The sequence below is a fragment of the Mesorhizobium sp. M0938 genome (assembly GCF_040319125.1).
Taxonomy (GTDB): domain Bacteria; phylum Pseudomonadota; class Alphaproteobacteria; order Rhizobiales; family Rhizobiaceae; genus Mesorhizobium; species Mesorhizobium robiniae.
This window is the reverse complement of sequence record NZ_JAMYNS010000018.1, coordinates 88,497-106,208: the sequence shown is the minus strand read 5'-3', so window position 1 is coordinate 106,208 and position 17,712 is coordinate 88,497. Positions and strand designations below refer to the sequence as shown.

Here is a 17,712-nt window from a genome sequence, read left to right as displayed (position 1 = left end):
ACGCCCCAGAAAGGAAGCACCGAAAATGCCTACGAAAACCATCTTCATCCGTAGCCGTGAACTGCCCGCGGCCATCGAGACCGAGATCGTGGAGGCCGCGCTCGTCGCGGATCTCTTGGAAGCGATCAAACATGCCGGGATCGCAATCAACGCCGACACCGCGATTTTCATCGACGAGGCGGAGGTACCACACGCGATGACGCCGAACTTGCCGGCGACAGACCTTAAGCGCGGCTCCCACGTGCACGTCACCAAATGCAAGAAGATCGAGGTGACGATCAACTATCTGGCGGAGACGGCGACGCACAAGTTCGCCCCGGGCGCACGCGTGCGCCGTGTCAAGGCCTGGGCGATCGACAAATTCAAGCTGAGCGCGCACGACGCGGACGAGCATGTGCTGCAGATGTGTGGCACCACGCGCCGTCCGGCAAGCGATACGCCGCTCAACGAACTGACGGACGGCAAGACCTGTGCCGTCTGCTTCGACCTCGTCCCCGAGAAGCGCGTCGAGGGCTGAGCCATGAACCGTGTGGTGCCGCCGGACCGACTGCTCTTGGAGGCCGATCTGGCGGCCACTGCCTTCCGGGTCGGCGAGATCGATGGGCGCTGGCGTCTAGGCATGATCTCCTGGCCGCACGTCATCATCGCGGTCACGGCGCCGCAGCGGCCCAATAGCCCTGCCGAGTTCGCATTCCGCTTCGAGTGCACTGGCTACCGGCAGTTGCCGGTGACGGCGCAGCCATGGGACCTGCGCACTAACGGACCACTGCCGGCGAAGGACTGGCCCACGGGCCGGTCCATCGTGCCCTCCATCTTCCGCCCGGAGTGGCGTGAGGGGCGGTGCCTCTACCTGCCCTGCGATCGCCTCTCGATCGAAGGCCATCCCGGTTGGATCACCGACCATCCGAGCCGTCTGTGGGATCCAAAACGCGGCATCACCTGTTACCTGGAGCAGCTCCATGACCTTTTCCATCAAGGCGATTATTCGGGCGTTCGTGGCGCCTGAGCACCGGTTATCGATGTCGCGCAAAATGTGGGGCAACACGCTTGCCGAATTGCGGCGCCGAGGTGGCGGGCGCACCGAATCCGGCGTGTTTCTCCTCGGCGTCATCGCGGGCAAGCGGCGGCGGGCGGTCACGGCAATCTATTATGATGAGTTGGATCCCGACGCGTATTCGTCGGGTGTGTGCGTCCTCCATGGAGATGCCTTCGCCAAGCTGTGGGCGCGCTGCCGATCGCTTGGCCTAACGGTCGTCGCGGACGTGCATACGCATCCGGGCGTTGCGCTGCAGAGTGGTAGCGATCGCACCAACCCGATGGTCGCTCGCGAGGGGCACATTGCGATCATCGTACCGAACTTCGCCGCCGTCCCGGTTCAGCAGGCGAGATTGGGCATCTTCGAATACCGGGGCGGACATCAGTGGTTCGACCGGACCGAAGCACATGCCACCGGCTACTTCTACAATGGCTTCTGGGGATAATGATGACCAACACGCTCAGCGCTGATAATCTGCACCGCACCGCCAAGTACTTCATGGATCGTGGCACAGCCGCCTCTCATCAGGAAGCGATGGCCATGCTGGGCCGCTTTGGCCTCAATGTCCATGTCGGCGCCGACATCGCCGCCTCGGCTGCTAAGCAGGTGGCGCTGCTTTCCCTGGTCAATCTCGGCCACCGCACCCTGCTTGCCGGGGTACGGGTAGTCGGGGCTCCCGAATGCAACAACCTGACTACGCTCAGCACAGCGCCGACGCTGCGTGATGCGATCGCAGATCTGGGCGGCCTGTGCTGTGACGCGGCGGATGCCGTTGCACCTGCTGCCGTCATCGGGAATGGCGAGGCTCCACCAAACACCGTTGTCGGATGGCGGCTCACCTGGGAAGGCTGGCGCGGAGGCGTTGCGCCATTGCGCGATCAGTTGCGCCTTGCGGATGATGAGCACATGGCCCTCGCGCCGCTGGTAGCGGCGGCTTGCCTTATGACGGAGGTCTTCAGCTTCCACGCTGGCGATCATCCGATGGCGGGTCGGCGCGTGGCGGGCCTATCGCTCTGGAGGCCGGGTGTGGATTGGCGTGAACCGTCGGCTGACGAACCTGCCCTCAGCTATTTGCCATCGCGCCTCTGGCTCATTGGCCTTGGCAATCTCGGGCAAGCATTCTGCTGGGTATTGGCCGCGCTGCCCTACAAGGATCACGTCGAGGTCGAGCTGGTCCTCCAGGATTTCGACACCTTGGCGACCTCGAACGCTAGCACGTCGATGCTCTCTTTTGACGCCGACGTCGGTACGAAAAAGGCTCGGATTGCCGCCGCATGGCTGGAAGCGCAGGGGTTCAAAACGGTCATCGAGGAGCGTCGCTTCGGTCCGGCGATCAAGCGCGAGAACGCTGAGCCGGGCGTTGCGCTGTGTGGCGTCGACAATGCGCTAGCGCGCGCGGCATTGGAGGATGCTGATTTCGACTTTGTGGTTGAGGCAGGCCTTGGCGCTGGCCCCGACGGGTTCCGCGGCATTTCTGTCCATACGTTTCCTGGGTCGCGAACGGCGCGCTCGATTTGGTCGAATGTCGCGATCCCCGCCGCATCCGTCGCGCACATGCCGGCCTACGAAAAACTCGTCAACGCGGGCATGGACGAGTGCGGGCTTGCCATATTGGCCTCGCGCACGGTCGGTGTTCCCTTCGTAGGGCTGTTGGCAGCGACATTGGCGATCTCAGAGTTGTTGCGCCGGCTGCATGGTGGGGCGACGTTCGAATTGATATCGACCTCCAGCAACACGCTGGACGACGTTACCACCATCGCCGCGGCGGTCACCACCCCTTACGGCTTTGGACATCTTGCGGCCAGGAGATAGCGAGGTGAACCGCCTCCCGAGACACGACCTGTAGAACGGCTCGGCTAGCACCACTACCTGTCGTGAAATTCATCTATCGAGCCGCAGTCGAATATCACTATGTTCAGGGGCTGGAGACCTGAATGGCATTTCGATTCGTACACACCGCCGACATTCATCTTGACTCGCCGCTGCGCTCGCTGGCGCTGCGCAACCCTGAGCTTGCCGAGCTCGTCGGTGACGCCAGCCGCCAAGCGTTCATCTCGATTGTCGATCTCTGTCTTGCCGAGCGTGTCGATGCGCTGGTCATTGCGGGCGATCTCTACGATGGCGATCAGACGTCGATGAAAACCGCCCGCTTTCTGGCCTCGCAAATGTCCCGCCTGCACCAGGCCGGCATCAGGGTCTTCAAGATCCGCGGCAACCACGACGCCCTGTCGCGGATATCGAAACAGCTTGTGTTTCCCGACACCGTCACGATCTTCGGCGGCCGTCCCCAGTCTGTGCAGCAAACCGCCGGCGGGCTCGACGTCATATTTCATGGATTGAGCTTCGCGACCCCAAAGGCACCGGAGAGCTTGCTGCCCAAATATCCGGCCGCCCATGAGGGCGCGGTCAATGTCGGCATCATGCACACCAGTCTCGCCGGATCGCCCGGGCACGATGTCTATGCCCCCTGCAACCTGGCTGATCTGCACGCGCATGGTTTCGACTACTGGGCGCTCGGCCATATCCATATGCGCACCATTCATCCCGATGCAAGCACGGTGGTCATGCCGGGAATGCCGCAGGGCAGGGACATCAACGAGGCCGGCGAGAAATCCGTCACCCTGGTGACGATCCGCGACGACCGCTTGATAGAGATCGAGGAACGGCTGACCAGCATCGCGCAGTTCGAACGCGTGAACGTTGACGTGACCGGCACTGTCGAATGGCCGGAGGCAGTGGGCCGCATCCGATCCGCTCTGCAAGACATCCGGACTTCCGTCCGGTCCCGCCATGCGGTTATCCGGCTCAGCCTTTCCGGAGCGTCCCCCCTGTCGTGGGCCTTGATCCGCGACCGCGATGTGTTGCTGGAGGAAGCCAATCAGGTCGCGGAACAGACGGGCGATATATGGGTGGAAAAGCTTGAGCTCGACCTTGCCGAGCGCAGGGCGGAAACGAGCCGTGGCACAGCGGACCCGATTCTCGAACTAGCCCAATCCATGCGCGCCGACGCTACTTCAGAAGCCTTCCGTGCCGAGGTGAGGGCGTTTGTCCAGAAGCTGATCGCCGACCTTCCGGCCGAGGGGCGCGATTTCGCCGGCAAGGACGAGGTCGGACTGGAACTGTTTCTCAGCAAGGTGCTTGCCGGCGGCGCCGACCTGGTGACAGCCCGCCTCAAGGCCGGTGGGTCGCCATGAGGCTGCGCCGCCTTGACCTTATCCGCTACGGCAAATTCACCGATCGTACGATCGACTTCGGCCCGAAGCCGGCGTCCGGACCCGACTTGCATATCGTGTTCGGCCTGAACGAGGCCGGCAAGTCGACCGCGCTTTCGGGCTACCTCGACCTGTTGTTCGGCATCGAGGAGCGCAGCCGTTACAATTTCCTGCACGAGTACGGCGCGATGCGCATCGGGGGCGTGCTCGAATTCACGGGAACCGAGCAGACGTTTACGCGCACGAAACAGCGCAGCAACTCGCTGCTCAACGAGGTTGGCCAGCCCTTGAGTGAGGTGGCGATAACGGCCCATCTCGCCGGTCTGTCGCGCGATGCATATCAGACCATGTTCTCGTTGAACGACGAGACCCTGGAAGAAGGCGGCAAATCGATCCTGGAGTCGCGCGGCGACCTTGGCAAGCTGCTGTTCACCGCCAGTGCCGGGCTCGGGCAAGCCAACGATATGTTGAGCGCGCTCGACGCCGAGGCGGACGGGCTCTACCGGAAGCAGGCGCACGGGACCGACCTGGCACGGCTCAAGAAGCGCCTCGCCGAGCTGAAGGCTGAGAAGGACGCCATCGACACATTGGCTTCGACCTTCGAGACGCTCGAGGCCGACCGTGTCGATGCTACGGAAAAATATGAGCACAGCATCACGGAGCGCTCCGTGTTGTCGGCGCGGCTCGATACGATTGCCAGGTATCTTCGCGCCTTCCCGATCCTGAAGGAGATCGAGCGCCAGACGGACCAACTGGCTGAACTGCCCGATATCGCGGCGCCGTCGCGCACCTGGACCGGAAGTGTGGCCGGTCTCATCGATGACGACGCGAGCTTGAGAACACGGCTCGCCGGCAACATCGACGAAATCGAGCGTTTGACAGCAAGGGTCGCCGCGGTCGACATGGACGAGGCGATTCTTGCGATTTCAGAGCGCATCCGCAATCTCGCGGAAAGCAGGGTGCGCTATGCTTCGGCGGGCCTTGACCTTCCCAACAGAAGGATGGAGCTGCAGATCCTCGACAGCGCGGTGGCGACATGCCTTGCCGCCCTGGCCAGGTCGTCCGAACCGAACCCGGCAGCACTGCTCTTGCCTGCCGCCACCGTTGGGGCTGTCCGCGCCTTGATCGAGCAGCGATCCGGCGTCGCCACAAGCGTGCGCGTCGCCCGCGACGAGGCCGCGGCAGCCGTCGATGCGCTGCAGACCGCGCGGCAAAAGATTGGCGAGGAAAGGGCCGTGCCCGCGCCCGCTAGATCCAGGCTCACCTCGGCGTTGGCAAAAGCGCGGGCGAGCGACCACGTCAGGGAACTCAAGGCAGCACGCGACGCGCAAGATGGGGGCACCGTTCGCTGGGAAGCAGCGCTCTTGCGCCTTCTGCCGTGGTCAGCAGGTGCGCGAGCGCTAGCCAGCATCACCGCGCCCAGCGCCGCACAGATCGGGGCGTGGAAGGTGCAGGCCGCGGATCTCGGCAAGGCCAGGGCCATGCTTTCCGAACGCCTTGCCGAACATGAAGCCAGTCATGCCCTGCTCGCGAGGCGGCTTGACGCGTTGCGTGCCTCTACCGATGTGGCCGACGATGAAACAGCCGCTGTCATCAGGCGTGATCGGGACGCGGCCTGGGCAAAGCACCGGGGCGAACTCACAGGCAAGACAGCGGATGATTTTGCCGTGGCGTTGGCGCGCGACGACAGTATTGGCGCCGGCAGGCTGTCCGACGCCCGCGAACTGGCCGAGATCCGAACGACAACAAGCAGCCTTGCCGGAGCCGCGGCCGATGTTGCGCGCATAGGCGAGCAACTCGAGCGGACCGACGCGGCGGTGGAGGCTCTGTCTTTGGAAATGCGTGGCGCCGCAAGAGAGCTTCTCGCTGACAACCTCGCCTCATCGCTCGAGCGCGCGATCGAACTGATCGAAGACCGTGGCGCCGCGCGAGCAGTTGCGCTCGTGGCTTGGGAGGAGATCGAGCTTGCCCGCAAGAGGGCTGGGCGTGCGACGGACGAGGAGGAGGGTATCCGACTTGAATTGGACGGCGCACTGCGAAGCGTCGGCATAGTTCCTGAGCCTGGCGACAGACTGGAGACCATAGCGGCCGTCGCGGAGCTTTTCCTTGACCGCCAACGCAAGGTGGATGCCGAACATGCCGAAGCTCTCAGGATGGTGACCGCCAGGGAAGAGGATCTGGCCGCGCGACGACGCTCGGTGGGCATGGCGGAGCGGCGCGAGGAGGAGTGGCTGGCGGCCATCGCGCAAGCGCTGGAAGGCACATGGCTCGAGAGCGGGGTTCCCGCATCGAGCGTCGGCACCGTCCTTGATCAGCTGGCCGAACTCGCCAAAGGCCTGCAGGAGCGGGATGCCATGCGCCTCCGCATCGAGAAGATGGAAGCCGACAGGGCCAACTTCGTGGTCGAAGTTGCCGCTGCCGCGGTTGCCACTTGCGAGCCGGCCAGCGACGACGAGCCGGAGCAATTGGCGATCCGGCTTGCCGCGCGTCTAGAGCGCGCCGAACGCACGCGCGAAATGAAAGCAAACCTTGTCGAGGACATGAAGCGCCCACAAGAGGCGCGCGAAGCTCTCGATGCTGAGATTTCGGCCCATGAGCGTCGCAAAAACGAGATCCTGAGCGCCTTTGGCGTGACGACACTTTCCGAGGTCGTTGAACGCGACGAGGTTCTGCGCGACAGGGATCGGCTTCGCGCGGCTGTGATCGGACTTGAGCAGCAACTGTGCGCTGAACTCGCGGTGGATGGACTGGAGCAGGCCATTGCGATGTTGGGCGTTCTCGATCCCGAAAGGCTCCTGGTCGAAAAGGCCAAAAACGAGCAGCGGATTCAGGGTCTTGACGAAGCGATAAAGCAGCAGCTTGTTAGGCAGACCCGAGCATCCGACAAGCTCGACGCTATTGGCAGCGACAGCACCGTTGCCCGGATCGATGCCGAACGCCGAACCGTCCTGCTCGAGATCGAGGAGAAGGCTGTGCGTTATCTCGAGCTCAAACTCGGCGTCATGTCGGCTGGAAACGCGTTGCGGCTCTATCGTGACCGTCATCGCTCCGGAATGATGGCGCGGGCGTCGGACGCCTTCGCGCTGATCACGCGCGGCCAGTATTTGGGGCTGGCAACCCAGCCTGCCAAAGGCGGCGAGGTCTTGATTGCATTGCAACGCGACGGCAAGTCCAAGATCGCCGACGCCTTGTCGAAGGGCGCACAATTTCAGCTCTATTTGGCGCTGCGGCTTGCCGGCTACTACGAATTCGCGAAGCTTCGACCGTCGGTCCCGTTCATTGCCGATGACATCATGGAAACGTTCGACCATGTCCGGTCGGAGGAGGTTTTCAAACTATTTGCGGAAATGGCTTCTGCCGGCCAGGTGATCTACCTCACCCATCATCAGCACCTGTGCGAGATCGCCAGGGCCGTTGTGCCGGGCGTTGCGATCCACGAGCTCAATTAGGATGGCCCCGCAAGTTGAACTGACCCCCGAAAGTTGGACATCAGCCTTCGGGGGTTTTCATGTCCAAACACAGCGAGAATTTGAAGCGCACTGTTGTTGATCGTTATTTGAGTGATGAAGAGAGCTATGCGAGCGCCGGTGCAGCCGACGGCGTAGATGCTGCGACGGTGCGCAAATGGGTTGCGAGCTATCAAGCGCACGGGGTTGCCGGCCTCGCTCGCAAGCTCAGCCACTATGACGGCGAGTTCAAGCTGTCGGTTCTGCACCGGATGTGGGAAGATGGACTGTCCTGCCGACAGACGGCCGCGCTGTTCAATATCCGCAACGCCGGCTGCCTTCCGGACTGGGAGAGGCGCTACGAAGCCGGTGGGATAGAGGCGCTCGCGCCGCGCCGCAGAGGAAGGCCGCGATCGATGTCAGACCCGCCGTCGCCTGGCGAGCCGCCCGTGGCGCAGAGTGATGAGACCAAGAGCCGCGAAGAGCTGCTTGCGGAACTGAACCATCTGCGCATGGAGAACGCCTACCTAAAAAAACTGGAGGCCTTAACGCAGGGACACGCGCCCAAAAAGCGCAAGCTGTCCAAGCGTTAAGGCTGCTCTATCCGCTCGATGGTCTTCTCAAACTGGCAGGGCTTTCCCGCAGCACGTTCTACTATCGACAGAAGGCGTCCCGCGTCGACCGCCATGCTGGTCTCAAGGAGAAGATCAGAGCCGTCTTCGACAGCCACAAGGGCCGCTACGGTTATCGCCGGGTGGCTGCTGCACTGCGCCGGCTCGGTCATGTCGTCAATCACAAGGCGGTGCAGTGTCGGATGGTGGAGATGGGATTGAAGTCGCTGGTCAGGCCGAAGAAGTATCGCTCCTACAAAGGCGGCATCGGAAGGACGGCTCCCGATCTCATTCAACGCCAGTTCAATGCTGACAGCGCCAACCATAAATGGGTGACCGATGTGACGGAGTTCAACCTGGCGGGCAACAAACTCTATCTCTCACCGGTCATGGACCTTTATAACGGCGAGATCATCGCCTTCGAGACCGCAAGGCGACCGCTCTTCAAGCTGGTGGAAAATATGCTCGCCAGAGCGCTGGACCGACTCGACCAAACCCAACGGCCCATCCTACACTCCGATCAGGGATGGCAGTATCAGACGCCTGCCTACCAGCGCAGGCTCCAGGCACGAGGCATTGCCCAGAGCATGTCACGCAAAGGCAATTGCCTCGACAACGCACCTATCGAGAGCTTCTTCGCAACACTCAAATCCGAGCTCTTCTACCCCAATACCTTCGAGAACGTTCAGAGCCTCAAGGCCAGCATCGAGGATTACATCCACTACTACAATCATGATCGCATCAAACTGAAACTGAAAGGGCTGAGCCCTGTGCAATACAGAACCCAGCCCTTAAATCTGCCGCCATCTTAAACTGTCCAACTTTAAGGGGTCAGTTCAAGTGCAAGGGCGCTCCCCTGCGCCGGCCGGTTTGGGGACCGCTTTGCATTCCCCGCGACATTGAAAGCCGTCCGTAACAGGCGGCCCGGTCTTTTCGCCAGGCGGTCGATATCGGAGCGGCAGCTTATTGCCGAATCATCACGAAACCGGACGGGCAGCAATCCGGCCCACTCACACCATCTCACTGATAAATCGGTTGTTCGCATGCCACCTGAGTGGTCAAAAGCGTGGCACAGAATAAAAGATCCCAACTTGGAGCGAGTACGCGATGCCGGACGTGATCGATTTTGATGATGCCATGAAGCGGACGGAGGGCGAGGATCGCGCCTTGCTGCTCGCAATGGCTTCTCCGCTCAATACTTCAGCTACCGCAATCTCCTCGACAAGTCTGGCCTCGCCGCCGGCACTCCGGTGCGCGATCTCTTCGACGCTCTCGCGACGGTCGACTTCGAGGCCGTGGTGCGCGCTCTAGAAGGGGCGGTGCTGGTGGAGCGGGCGTACGGGAACGCCGCCCATGCCGCCGAGATCGAGGGGGATGCCCGGAAGGTGCGAGAGGCACTGGTGGAGGCAGTCAACGCGACACACCCCAAGCACCGGGAGGATCTAGGTTCGAAATACACGAGCAGCGCAGACTTCTTGTCTTGCTTCTCCACCGTGTTCTCGCTGAACTATGATCTTCTGCTTTACTGGGTGAATCTTGAGAAGCGGCTTCTCCGGGACGGATTCGGGTTGGGTAAGACTGCTGGCTCCTTCCACGGCCCCTTCTCGGAGGACGCATACTGCCATCTCTACAACCTGCACGGCGGCCTCCATCTCTTTGAGAGCGGAGCAGGAGAGATAATGAAGGCAGTCGACACTGGTTCTGGAGTCATCGCCACGATCACTGACGAGATCGCCAAGCGCGGCAAGTTCCCGGTCTACGTTGCGGAAGGCACGAGCACCCAGAAGATGCGCAGGATTAACTCAGTCGCCTACCTCCGCCATTGCCTCGACATCCTCAGGGGCAATTCCGCGGTGACGTTCATATACGGACATAGCGCTGACGAGAACGACGCTCATATTTACCGCGCCATTTTCGGGTCTGAGACCAAGCACATCTACTTCGGCGTCTACAAACCGGATGGCGACAAGCTCAGGGCGCTGGACGGTCTCCTGGCAAAGTATCAGAAGACCGCAGGCTCCACGATCGGCTACACATTCTTCGACAGCGGGAGCGCGAAGGTCTGGGAAACTTGAAGAGATCGGGCCCGGGACACATGCGCGGCAGCGCCCATCCACCGGTCCAAGTTCTGGCGCATATGTTCATCGGGACTCGCGCGCAGATCGACGTCGAGCACTGGTTCTACAGAGCGTCTTCCGGGCCATACCGCTAGGCAGATGCCAGAGGTGGTTGTCACCGGATGGCCCGCTGCGTGCGAGCTCTCGGTGCCTCAAAAATCAGCCGGGTCAACTTTCGTCACATTTAAGTTGGAGTGCCATTTGTTCCATCAGATCACGTGTCCACACGTTAAATAGGCCGCATATTGAGAGGATCGGAAAGCGCGCTACTTGCTGGACATTGTACACTTCGTAAGGCCCCAGACGCTGTGTACTTTTTCCAAAGGCATGTGCAGTCATGAAATTCCGTAAGTAACTGCATGCGTGAATAGCGTCAGGAAGAGAGAATTGGACATCTCTGACTATTTTTCCATCGCTATATGCTGAGAATTGGTCGCGCACCGGTTCGATCGGTATTTCGGTCTCGTCTCCCCTCACTATCCAATCGAAGGTTCTCTCTGGATTAATGCCAACCCTGTCGAGTCGAGACTTGAGGTCCATCAAGACTGTCGGGTTCCACGTGTATTTGTTGTCCAGCCATCGCGGCTTTTCCCGGCTGGATTTCACTTGCAGGTTCATCTCTTCGATAGCGGAGAAGGCAAGGTTTATCGCAATCGAACTGCGGACATGGTCTGAGAACTCGTCGGAATGTTTCTCAAAGATCTGTCCAAACCGTGGGTGCGCCGACCAGGGCGTGAGGCTTCTGTTTCGTAGCATCTTGAGAGTTTGTGGATCGCATAGACAATTCGCCTATCTGGCCAAGCGTTGACCGCCATCGCAACGGCCACCCCGCTTTTGTGAAACTTATAGCGTCTTGAAGGATCAGGAATAAAGCGAACGGTCCAACCGACGCGCCGACAAAGGGACATCACCAACGTAGTTTGACTTGGTTCAAATATGAGGAAGCTACAGAACGACGGCACACGCTAGTTCCGCGATTTCACCCACTCGCTGGTCAGCATAATGATTGTTTAGCAAGGAAAGCAAGATCGCGCGGCCATAGGGCACACTAGACTGAGACACTGGTAGAAAAGGTGTGTGATCCAAATTGAAATGAGCGGGTCGAAGCGACCATTCTCGCAGCAATAAACGGATGGCGACAATGAGGCTGGTTGCTGAAAGGCAGCTATCTGCCCGGCCGAACCGAAAGCGGAAATTCCGGTTCCGGCCCCAAAGCTGCCAGGCGGGAACGCGCACAATCTCGGTCGTTGCGGCTGATACCGTGAGCGCCCGAAAGCTGCCAATCATCGAGACTATTGCCTATGGCTACTTCCCGCTATGATTGCGGGCGGCGGGACTCTATTGATCGATTCCCAAATGCGGAGTTCTCGGAGATAAAAAGTCGGTGTTTTCCGGCTCCTCAGTGATATTTGCCGCTTGGATCAGTGATATTTGGGTTACTTATGGGCGAACGAACTCCAACATTAACAAATTGGCTGGGTGGCTGGTTCACTAGTTTCGGCGCCTTCTTGGAAGGTATTGGTCGACCCGCCGTCACAAAAGCAAAATTTGTAAATCTTGCACCGACCGACCAAGCTGACAAGGCCGGTGTATATTCCGAAGCTTTGCTCTTCGCGACGACAGACCCGAGGGTGAACAATATAGCGCTGACGGGGCCTTATGGTTCAGGAAAAAGCAGCATCATCCAATCGTTCCTGAAAAGATACCGAAGACCTTCACTTCACATATCTCTCGCGGCGTTCGTGAAAGAGGCCAGCCCACCAGGCGACAAAGAAGCTAGCACCCCAAGCCTCAAAGTGAGCCGGCAGGAGATTGAAAGAAGCATACTTCAGCAAATGCTGTATGGTGCAGATGCCAACAAACTTCCACTGTCGCGCTTTAAGCGAATTCAATCCCCTGGCGTGTTGTCGATCTTCAAATCGCTGTGCATCATGTTCGGCTTACTTTCGATTTGGTACGTATTCACAAAGCGGGAAGCGATAATCAACGGCACCTTTTTCGATCCACTCGAATTCAGCAATTGGCCTAATTTTACAATATTCGGGTTTTCGTTGCTTTTTCTGTGGGTTGCGCTGCACAACTTTTATGTCGCCAGCTTTGGGCTGTCACTCAAAAGTATCTCTCTAAAAGACATAGAAATAAGGCCAGCATCAGACAATCTCGACTCAATACTTAACCGTCATTTGGATGAAATTATCTACTTCTTTCAGTCAACAGAATATGATCTCGTCATAATTGAGGATCTGGACCGATTCGAAGATGCAGAAATATTCGTGACGTTGCGTGAAATCAACGGCTTGGTGAATGCGAACGCGGGAGTCAGACGAACTATTAGATTTCTTTACGCTCTGCGCGACGACGTATTTGTTAATACAGACCGGACCAAGTTCTTCGAATTCGTTATTCCTGTTATTCCCATCATAAACGCTTCGAACTCGATTGATATGGTGCTGGAGCAGGGAAAGAGGCTTGAACTCGACGGTCGTCTTGATCGACAGTTCCTTCGAGAGGTCTCACGGTATCTAGACGACCTGAGACTTATTCAGAATATCTTCAATGAATACGCCATCTACGTTGCCAATTTGGAGACCGACGACGAAAATACTCTCAACGCCAACAAGCTTCTTGCGGTCCTGATATATAAGAACGTCTACCCCAGGGATTTCGAACAACTGCACCGGGGCGAAGGCAATCTCGCTGACATTCTGGGCCGCCACGATGAACTCGTTGCGCACGAGGAGGTGGCCTGTAAGGCAGAGATAGCGGAAATCGAACGAAAGATTGACGTTGCCGAAAGGCAGACACCTTCTGACCTGAAAGAATTGCGCCAAATCTACGCGATGACGCTCGTTCAGATGCTTCCTGCGAACGTCAATAGCATCAGCCTTGACGGGCAGTCTTGGATCGCACTTCACTCGCTTGTTGGGCACGACGCGTTTGAACAGTTAATCGCAGTTCCGCATATTACCTGCCGCGATGTCTATAATAGCCGACAGCGGATCGATATCTCCGCCTTGCAGAACGAAGTGGATAGCGAGAAAACCTACTTTCAGCGCAAGGCGGAAATTGAAAGCAAATCTGAGGCCAACAAGAGCGAGAGCCTGCAACGGATTCGCGAGCTTAGAGCGAAGATCGCGACACTTCGAACAGCCAAGTTCAATGAACTCGTGCGTTCAAGCGCCGACCGTGTGACTGATCTTTTCGACGGCTTCGGCGAGAAGGGCGAGCTGGCTCGCTTCTTGATTCTAGAAGGCCATCTCGACGATACGTATTATCAATATACGTCGCTGTTCCATTCTGGTCGGCTGTCGCCTAATGACAACAAGTTTCTGATCCAGATACGGGCGTTCTTTACTCCCGACCCCGACTTTCAGATTGACAACCCGAATGAGGTCATCGCAGCGATGCGCGAAGCGGACTTCGGGCAAAGCTATGTTCTTAACGTCAAATTGGTTGACTGCCTTCTAAACGAGGCGAGCCGCTACAGCGATCAGACTCGTAAGTTTTTCGAGTTCATCGCGTCCCAGTTCGAAGGCTGCGAAGATTTCTTAGAGGCCTACTACGCCACGGGACGCGCCGTCCCCAAGTTGCTTTCCCGCCTGGCTGACGAATGGAGGCAGTTCGTTCCGACGGCAATCGCCAGCAAGCGCAATCTTTCCCATATCACACAGTTGGTAACCAACCTGCCGGAAAGAGCGCTAGAAACACTAGCACGCGATGGCGACGAGTTCCCTGATTTCGTCGCGGCGAAACTCCCTGAAATTCTGGCACTTGCACCTGACTTGGCACCCGAACGCCTCGAGCGCATTGACTTCGAGGTTCGAGACCTTCCGGCAATAGGGAAGTTCACCGGCATCGTGCGCTTCATGGTAAAACGGGGCCTTTTTGAACTCTCGATTGCCAATGTGGAACACATCTATCGCGAGGTCATGGGCGAGACCAATCTCATGGCGTTTCGCGAGCGCAATTACACTACGCTGCGTTCGCTCACAGATCCTGCCTTGATCACCAGGGTCGAACGCGATCTTGATATCTATCTTAGCGACGTGCTCCTTGAGCTTCACGACAATTCTGAAGAAGATGCGGCAGCCATAACTGATCTCCTAGGTCGTGAGGGACTTGACGAAGACAATCTTCGTGAATTTCTCGGTCGACAGACGGCTCTCCTGCCAGCGCTGGAGGGTGTTCCGGAGAAATTGCACGCCACGGTATTTGAGCTGCGACGTATCGCGCCGACATGGGACAATTGTATCTCGTTCATGGGAGGCAGTGGCTTCGCGGCGGAAATCCTAGTGGCCTATCTTGACCGGAAAGATGTGCGCGCGGTAATTCTGAAGCATAGTCTGCGTAACGGTCCCGAGACACTGCCGCTACGCCAATTCCTTGTTAACGCGAATGCACTGAGCGATGACAGTTACCGGGAATATGTCCGAGCGTTGCCCAATACGTTCAAGAATTTTCCCAAAAGCCTCGATTCTTCGAAGAATACTATTCTCATAGTGGAGCGCAAGATCACCTTTTCAAAGGAGACCCTTGAAAGCCTAGACGCCAATACGGACTTGCCGGTCCTTTTCATGGCAAAAAACATCGAAGCTTATCTCACCGATCCCGGAATGTTCGGTCTCGACGACGTCTTCCGAGAAGAGCTCCTTCAAGCCGACATAACAGATGACGATAAGCGCGCGATAATCGACCTGATCGATTTGAATAGGCTAACGGAACTGCCCAAGCGAGCGGCACTCATAGGCCCGATTCTTGACCGCACCAACGTTCGTATATCCGGCATGGATGCGGCTAAAGCGCGGTCACTGATCCTGAATTCAAGGCCCGTTGAGACGCAGATTTCCCTGCTCAACAAGTTTCACTCGACTATGGCGGTCGACGAAGCGCGCGAAGTGCTTGCGGCGCTTCCATATCCGTTCTCTGAGATCACGACAGGATATCACACTCCAAGATTGCCAAGATCAGATGAAAATCGTGCATTGGTCCAATGGCTTGAGACTCGCGGAATCATCTCTTCGTGGAGCGAGGGAGGTGGTTGGTTCCTGGGTGATGAGATACGCGTAAATCTCAAGAGGCGATGAAAAACTGGTAGCTACAATGAGATGCCATTAGATTGGTGGTTTTGGAATTCTTACCGGCGGCTAACCAGGTTGTTGGTTCTCCCAAAAATCAGTTCACCAGACCCCAATTCGCTAAACCTGACAGTCTGCTTGCGGCCCCATGAGCGGCAGTGTCCTGCGACGGTTCTCTCTCGGCCAATCACGGCCGAGGAGAATTCACATGGGCCATTCTCAATTTCACGATGCCAGCCGCCAGCACGCAGCCTGGAATGCTGGGAAGAAGGTCGGCACCAAGCGTCCTTTCACCCAGAAGCAGATTTGGGCTATTGCTTTTTGCTCGATTACGAGAGACGCGTTCGGGACCGTGCGCTGTTCGATCTGGCAATCGACAGCAAGCTTCGCGGCTGTGACCTGGTCAAATCAGGATTCGCGATGTGGTCGCCGGACCGGAGATAAGGACCCGCGCGATCGTTGTTCAGCAAAAGACGGGGCGGCCGGTTCAGTTCGAGATCACCAACGACGTGAGAGCCAGCCTTCTGCATTGGCTCGAACGACGTGGAGGCTCGGTCGAGGATTATGCATTCCCGGGCCGGGTCGATCATGCGCGCCACATGAGCACAATAGCCTGAGACGCGATCGAGGAAGGACTTTCCTCCACTATCGCAGTATAGCGGATGGAAAGCGGCAACAGCGTAATGCGCGTGATGTCGCTGTCTGACGTTGGCTGGGCCACGCCTTGGGGGGATGCATGCAGAAATCAGTAAGACTGGCGCTTAACAAGTTTCCGGCGGTGCCCACTTCACTCAGGAATCCAGCGAAGCCGGGGAGTCAAGTGCCGGAAATCATGGTCGATCTAGCCGACTTGTATCACCAATATTATCTGCAGAGCTACGACAAGGGACCGCCGAACCCTGACCCTGCCCAGTTCGAACATGTTCGATATCTGGAGCCATGCACCGCTTTTCGGTTCCAGCCGAACGGCCTCGGCGCCAACAAAACGAAGAAGCAAAACAACTCGAACGAGCTCGGCGAGGCCTTTTGTCGCTGGTTCTTGGCCGAGCACCTCGATATCACGCACGTCGCCCGGATCGATGACGTCCGCAATCACGGCGCGCTTTCTTGGACCAATGGCGTGTCAGTCGAATGCAATCCCGGCACCGAGGGAGATGCACCCGACTATTTCTGCGTGGAGTCGACAGGCCAGGTGTCGCTCGCAGAGGCGAAGGGCACGATCGAGGCGGTCGGTTTCAAGGCTAAGAAATTCTCGACGTGGCGCAATCAGTTCAATCGGGTGCGCGTTCTTGATCGGTCTAAAAACGCGCTGAGCGTAAAGGGTTACATCGTCGCGATGCGATGGGCAGTCCACACCCATAGCCCCGCCATCTTCACGACCCTCTCCGCAGAGGATCCGCGGACTCCGGGCGAGCGCCCCTTTTTCGATGAAAGTGGCGGTTTTGCAGCCGCGATCCGCTCTCTCCATTATGCGCCGAGCCTTGCGAAGATTCGCCAGCCCGTCCTCTCGGCCGCGCTCGCGACAGGTACGACGATCACTGACGAACTGAGCTTCCAGATCGTTCTGTGGGAATGTCTGCTGGCGAATCTGAAGGGACTGCGGTTTGTCGGAGGCTATTTCCCAACCGATCCCAAGGGCGTTCTGCCCTTCAAGGTCGAAGACGGAAAGTTGGTCGCCGTGCCGAACGATCCCTTCAGGCTCGATCGGAGCACAGGCACTTTCATCGGCATCGAGGAGAAGACCTTTCGACACCTGGTCGGCACCGCGCGAAACGGACCGATGACGATCAACGATCTCCCGCGCATAGAGCGCCGGGTCACTGGCTTCAGCGGGGCGAGCTTTCTCCCGGACGGCCATGTGCTGGGCCCAATCGATCTGTTCCGCCCGATTGCCGTCGATCTGGTCTGATCGGCGGCAAGCCTTCTGTGAGAAGGATATAGGTGAACGCGTCTGGGTGCCCGATGCGGTCATGACGCTTGAGGCATGAATTGAACGTCCGCTTCCGGCATCGCTCTTCGGAATTCCGAACGTCTCCGAAGGGGTCGACTGTAGAACGGCAGCTTTCTGCGTAACCGCCGCGAAGACCTGACAGTCCGGTTACGTGAAGAGTTTCGGGCGCCGGCAGGCGTACGAAAGTCCCCGAGGAAGGAACGCGCGGGCCGCAGGCGATGGTTATGGGGATTTCGATTTGCGGCTGGTGTCGGCGATGGCGCG

9 protein-coding genes and 1 pseudogene are annotated in these 17,712 nt (G+C 58.5%); all 10 read left to right on the top strand.

The genetic code is table 11. The annotated features are described in order from the left end of the window. Positions 1-25: 25 nt before the first annotated feature. The 10 genes and pseudogenes from NKH73_RS26410 to NKH73_RS26365 all read left to right on the top strand — a co-directional run bounded on the left by NKH73_RS26410 (position 26) and on the right by NKH73_RS26365 (position 17,406). The gene (locus NKH73_RS26410) at positions 26-517 is read left to right on the top strand and encodes a hypothetical protein (RefSeq protein ID WP_023758437.1); all 492 of its coding nucleotides are present in this window, start codon (positions 26-28) and stop codon (positions 515-517) included. A gap of 3 nt (positions 518-520) precedes the next feature. Further along, positions 521-1,006 carry a DUF7665 family protein gene (locus NKH73_RS26405; protein ID WP_352734686.1) on the top strand — a complete coding sequence of 162 codons (486 nt, stop codon included), beginning with the start codon at positions 521-523 and terminating at the stop codon, positions 1,004-1,006. Beyond that, complete coding sequence (locus NKH73_RS26400) at positions 960-1,481, top strand: MPN domain-containing protein (RefSeq protein ID WP_050589498.1); 522 nt, start codon at positions 960-962, stop codon at positions 1,479-1,481. Before NKH73_RS26405 ends, NKH73_RS26400 begins: the two co-directional genes overlap by 47 nt. A gap of 2 nt (positions 1,482-1,483) precedes the next feature. Continuing rightward, a complete protein-coding gene (locus NKH73_RS26395; RefSeq protein ID WP_352937331.1) occupies positions 1,484-2,848 on the top strand; it encodes a BilD N-terminal domain-containing protein in 1,365 nt (454 codons plus the stop codon). A 122-nt stretch (positions 2,849-2,970) separates the two neighbouring features. Then, positions 2,971-4,230, top strand: a complete 1,260-nt coding sequence (locus NKH73_RS26390) for a metallophosphoesterase family protein (protein ID WP_352937329.1) — start codon at positions 2,971-2,973, stop codon at positions 4,228-4,230. Continuing rightward, positions 4,227-7,697 (top strand): ATP-binding protein, encoded by a 3,471-nt coding sequence (locus tag NKH73_RS26385; RefSeq protein ID WP_352937328.1) that lies wholly within the window; start codon positions 4,227-4,229, stop codon positions 7,695-7,697. Before NKH73_RS26390 ends, NKH73_RS26385 begins: the two co-directional genes overlap by 4 nt. Positions 7,698-7,756: 59 nt before the next feature. Beyond that, positions 7,757-9,117, top strand: a protein-coding gene (locus NKH73_RS26380) for an IS3 family transposase (protein ID WP_502894085.1) whose coding sequence is annotated in 2 segments (ribosomal slippage) — positions 7,757-8,242 and positions 8,245-9,117 — 1,359 coding nt in all. Because the reading frame shifts where the segments join, the coding sequence is not laid out codon by codon here. A 387-nt stretch (positions 9,118-9,504) separates the two neighbouring features. Further along, positions 9,505-10,380 (top strand): annotated as a pseudogene (locus NKH73_RS26375) (DUF4917 family protein); the annotation flags it as partial. A gap of 1,484 nt (positions 10,381-11,864) precedes the next feature. Further along, positions 11,865-15,506 carry a YobI family P-loop NTPase gene (locus NKH73_RS26370; RefSeq protein WP_023758427.1) on the top strand — a complete coding sequence of 1,214 codons (3,642 nt, stop codon included), beginning with the start codon at positions 11,865-11,867 and terminating at the stop codon, positions 15,504-15,506. A 727-nt stretch (positions 15,507-16,233) separates the two neighbouring features. Continuing rightward, positions 16,234-17,406 carry a hypothetical protein gene (locus tag NKH73_RS26365; protein WP_156938500.1) on the top strand — a complete coding sequence of 391 codons (1,173 nt, stop codon included), beginning with the start codon at positions 16,234-16,236 and terminating at the stop codon, positions 17,404-17,406. Positions 17,407-17,712: the final 306 nt, after the last annotated feature.

What these genes read in the sequence shown, in the direction of transcription:
- NKH73_RS26385 (WP_352937328.1), top strand. Translation starts at nt 4,227, where the DNA reads ATGAGGCTGCGCCGCCTTGACCTTATCCGCTACGGCAAATTCACCGAT.
- NKH73_RS26390 (WP_352937329.1), top strand. Translation starts at nt 2,971, where the DNA reads ATGGCATTTCGATTCGTACACACCGCCGACATTCATCTTGACTCGCCG.
- NKH73_RS26400 (WP_050589498.1), top strand. Translation starts at nt 960, where the DNA reads ATGACCTTTTCCATCAAGGCGATTATTCGGGCGTTCGTGGCGCCTGAG.
- NKH73_RS26365 (WP_156938500.1), top strand. Translation starts at nt 16,234, where the DNA reads ATGCAGAAATCAGTAAGACTGGCGCTTAACAAGTTTCCGGCGGTGCCC.
- NKH73_RS26410 (WP_023758437.1), top strand. Translation starts at nt 26, where the DNA reads ATGCCTACGAAAACCATCTTCATCCGTAGCCGTGAACTGCCCGCGGCC.
- NKH73_RS26405 (WP_352734686.1), top strand. Translation starts at nt 521, where the DNA reads ATGAACCGTGTGGTGCCGCCGGACCGACTGCTCTTGGAGGCCGATCTG.
- NKH73_RS26395 (WP_352937331.1), top strand. Translation starts at nt 1,484, where the DNA reads ATGACCAACACGCTCAGCGCTGATAATCTGCACCGCACCGCCAAGTAC.
- NKH73_RS26370 (WP_023758427.1), top strand. Translation starts at nt 11,865, where the DNA reads ATGGGCGAACGAACTCCAACATTAACAAATTGGCTGGGTGGCTGGTTC.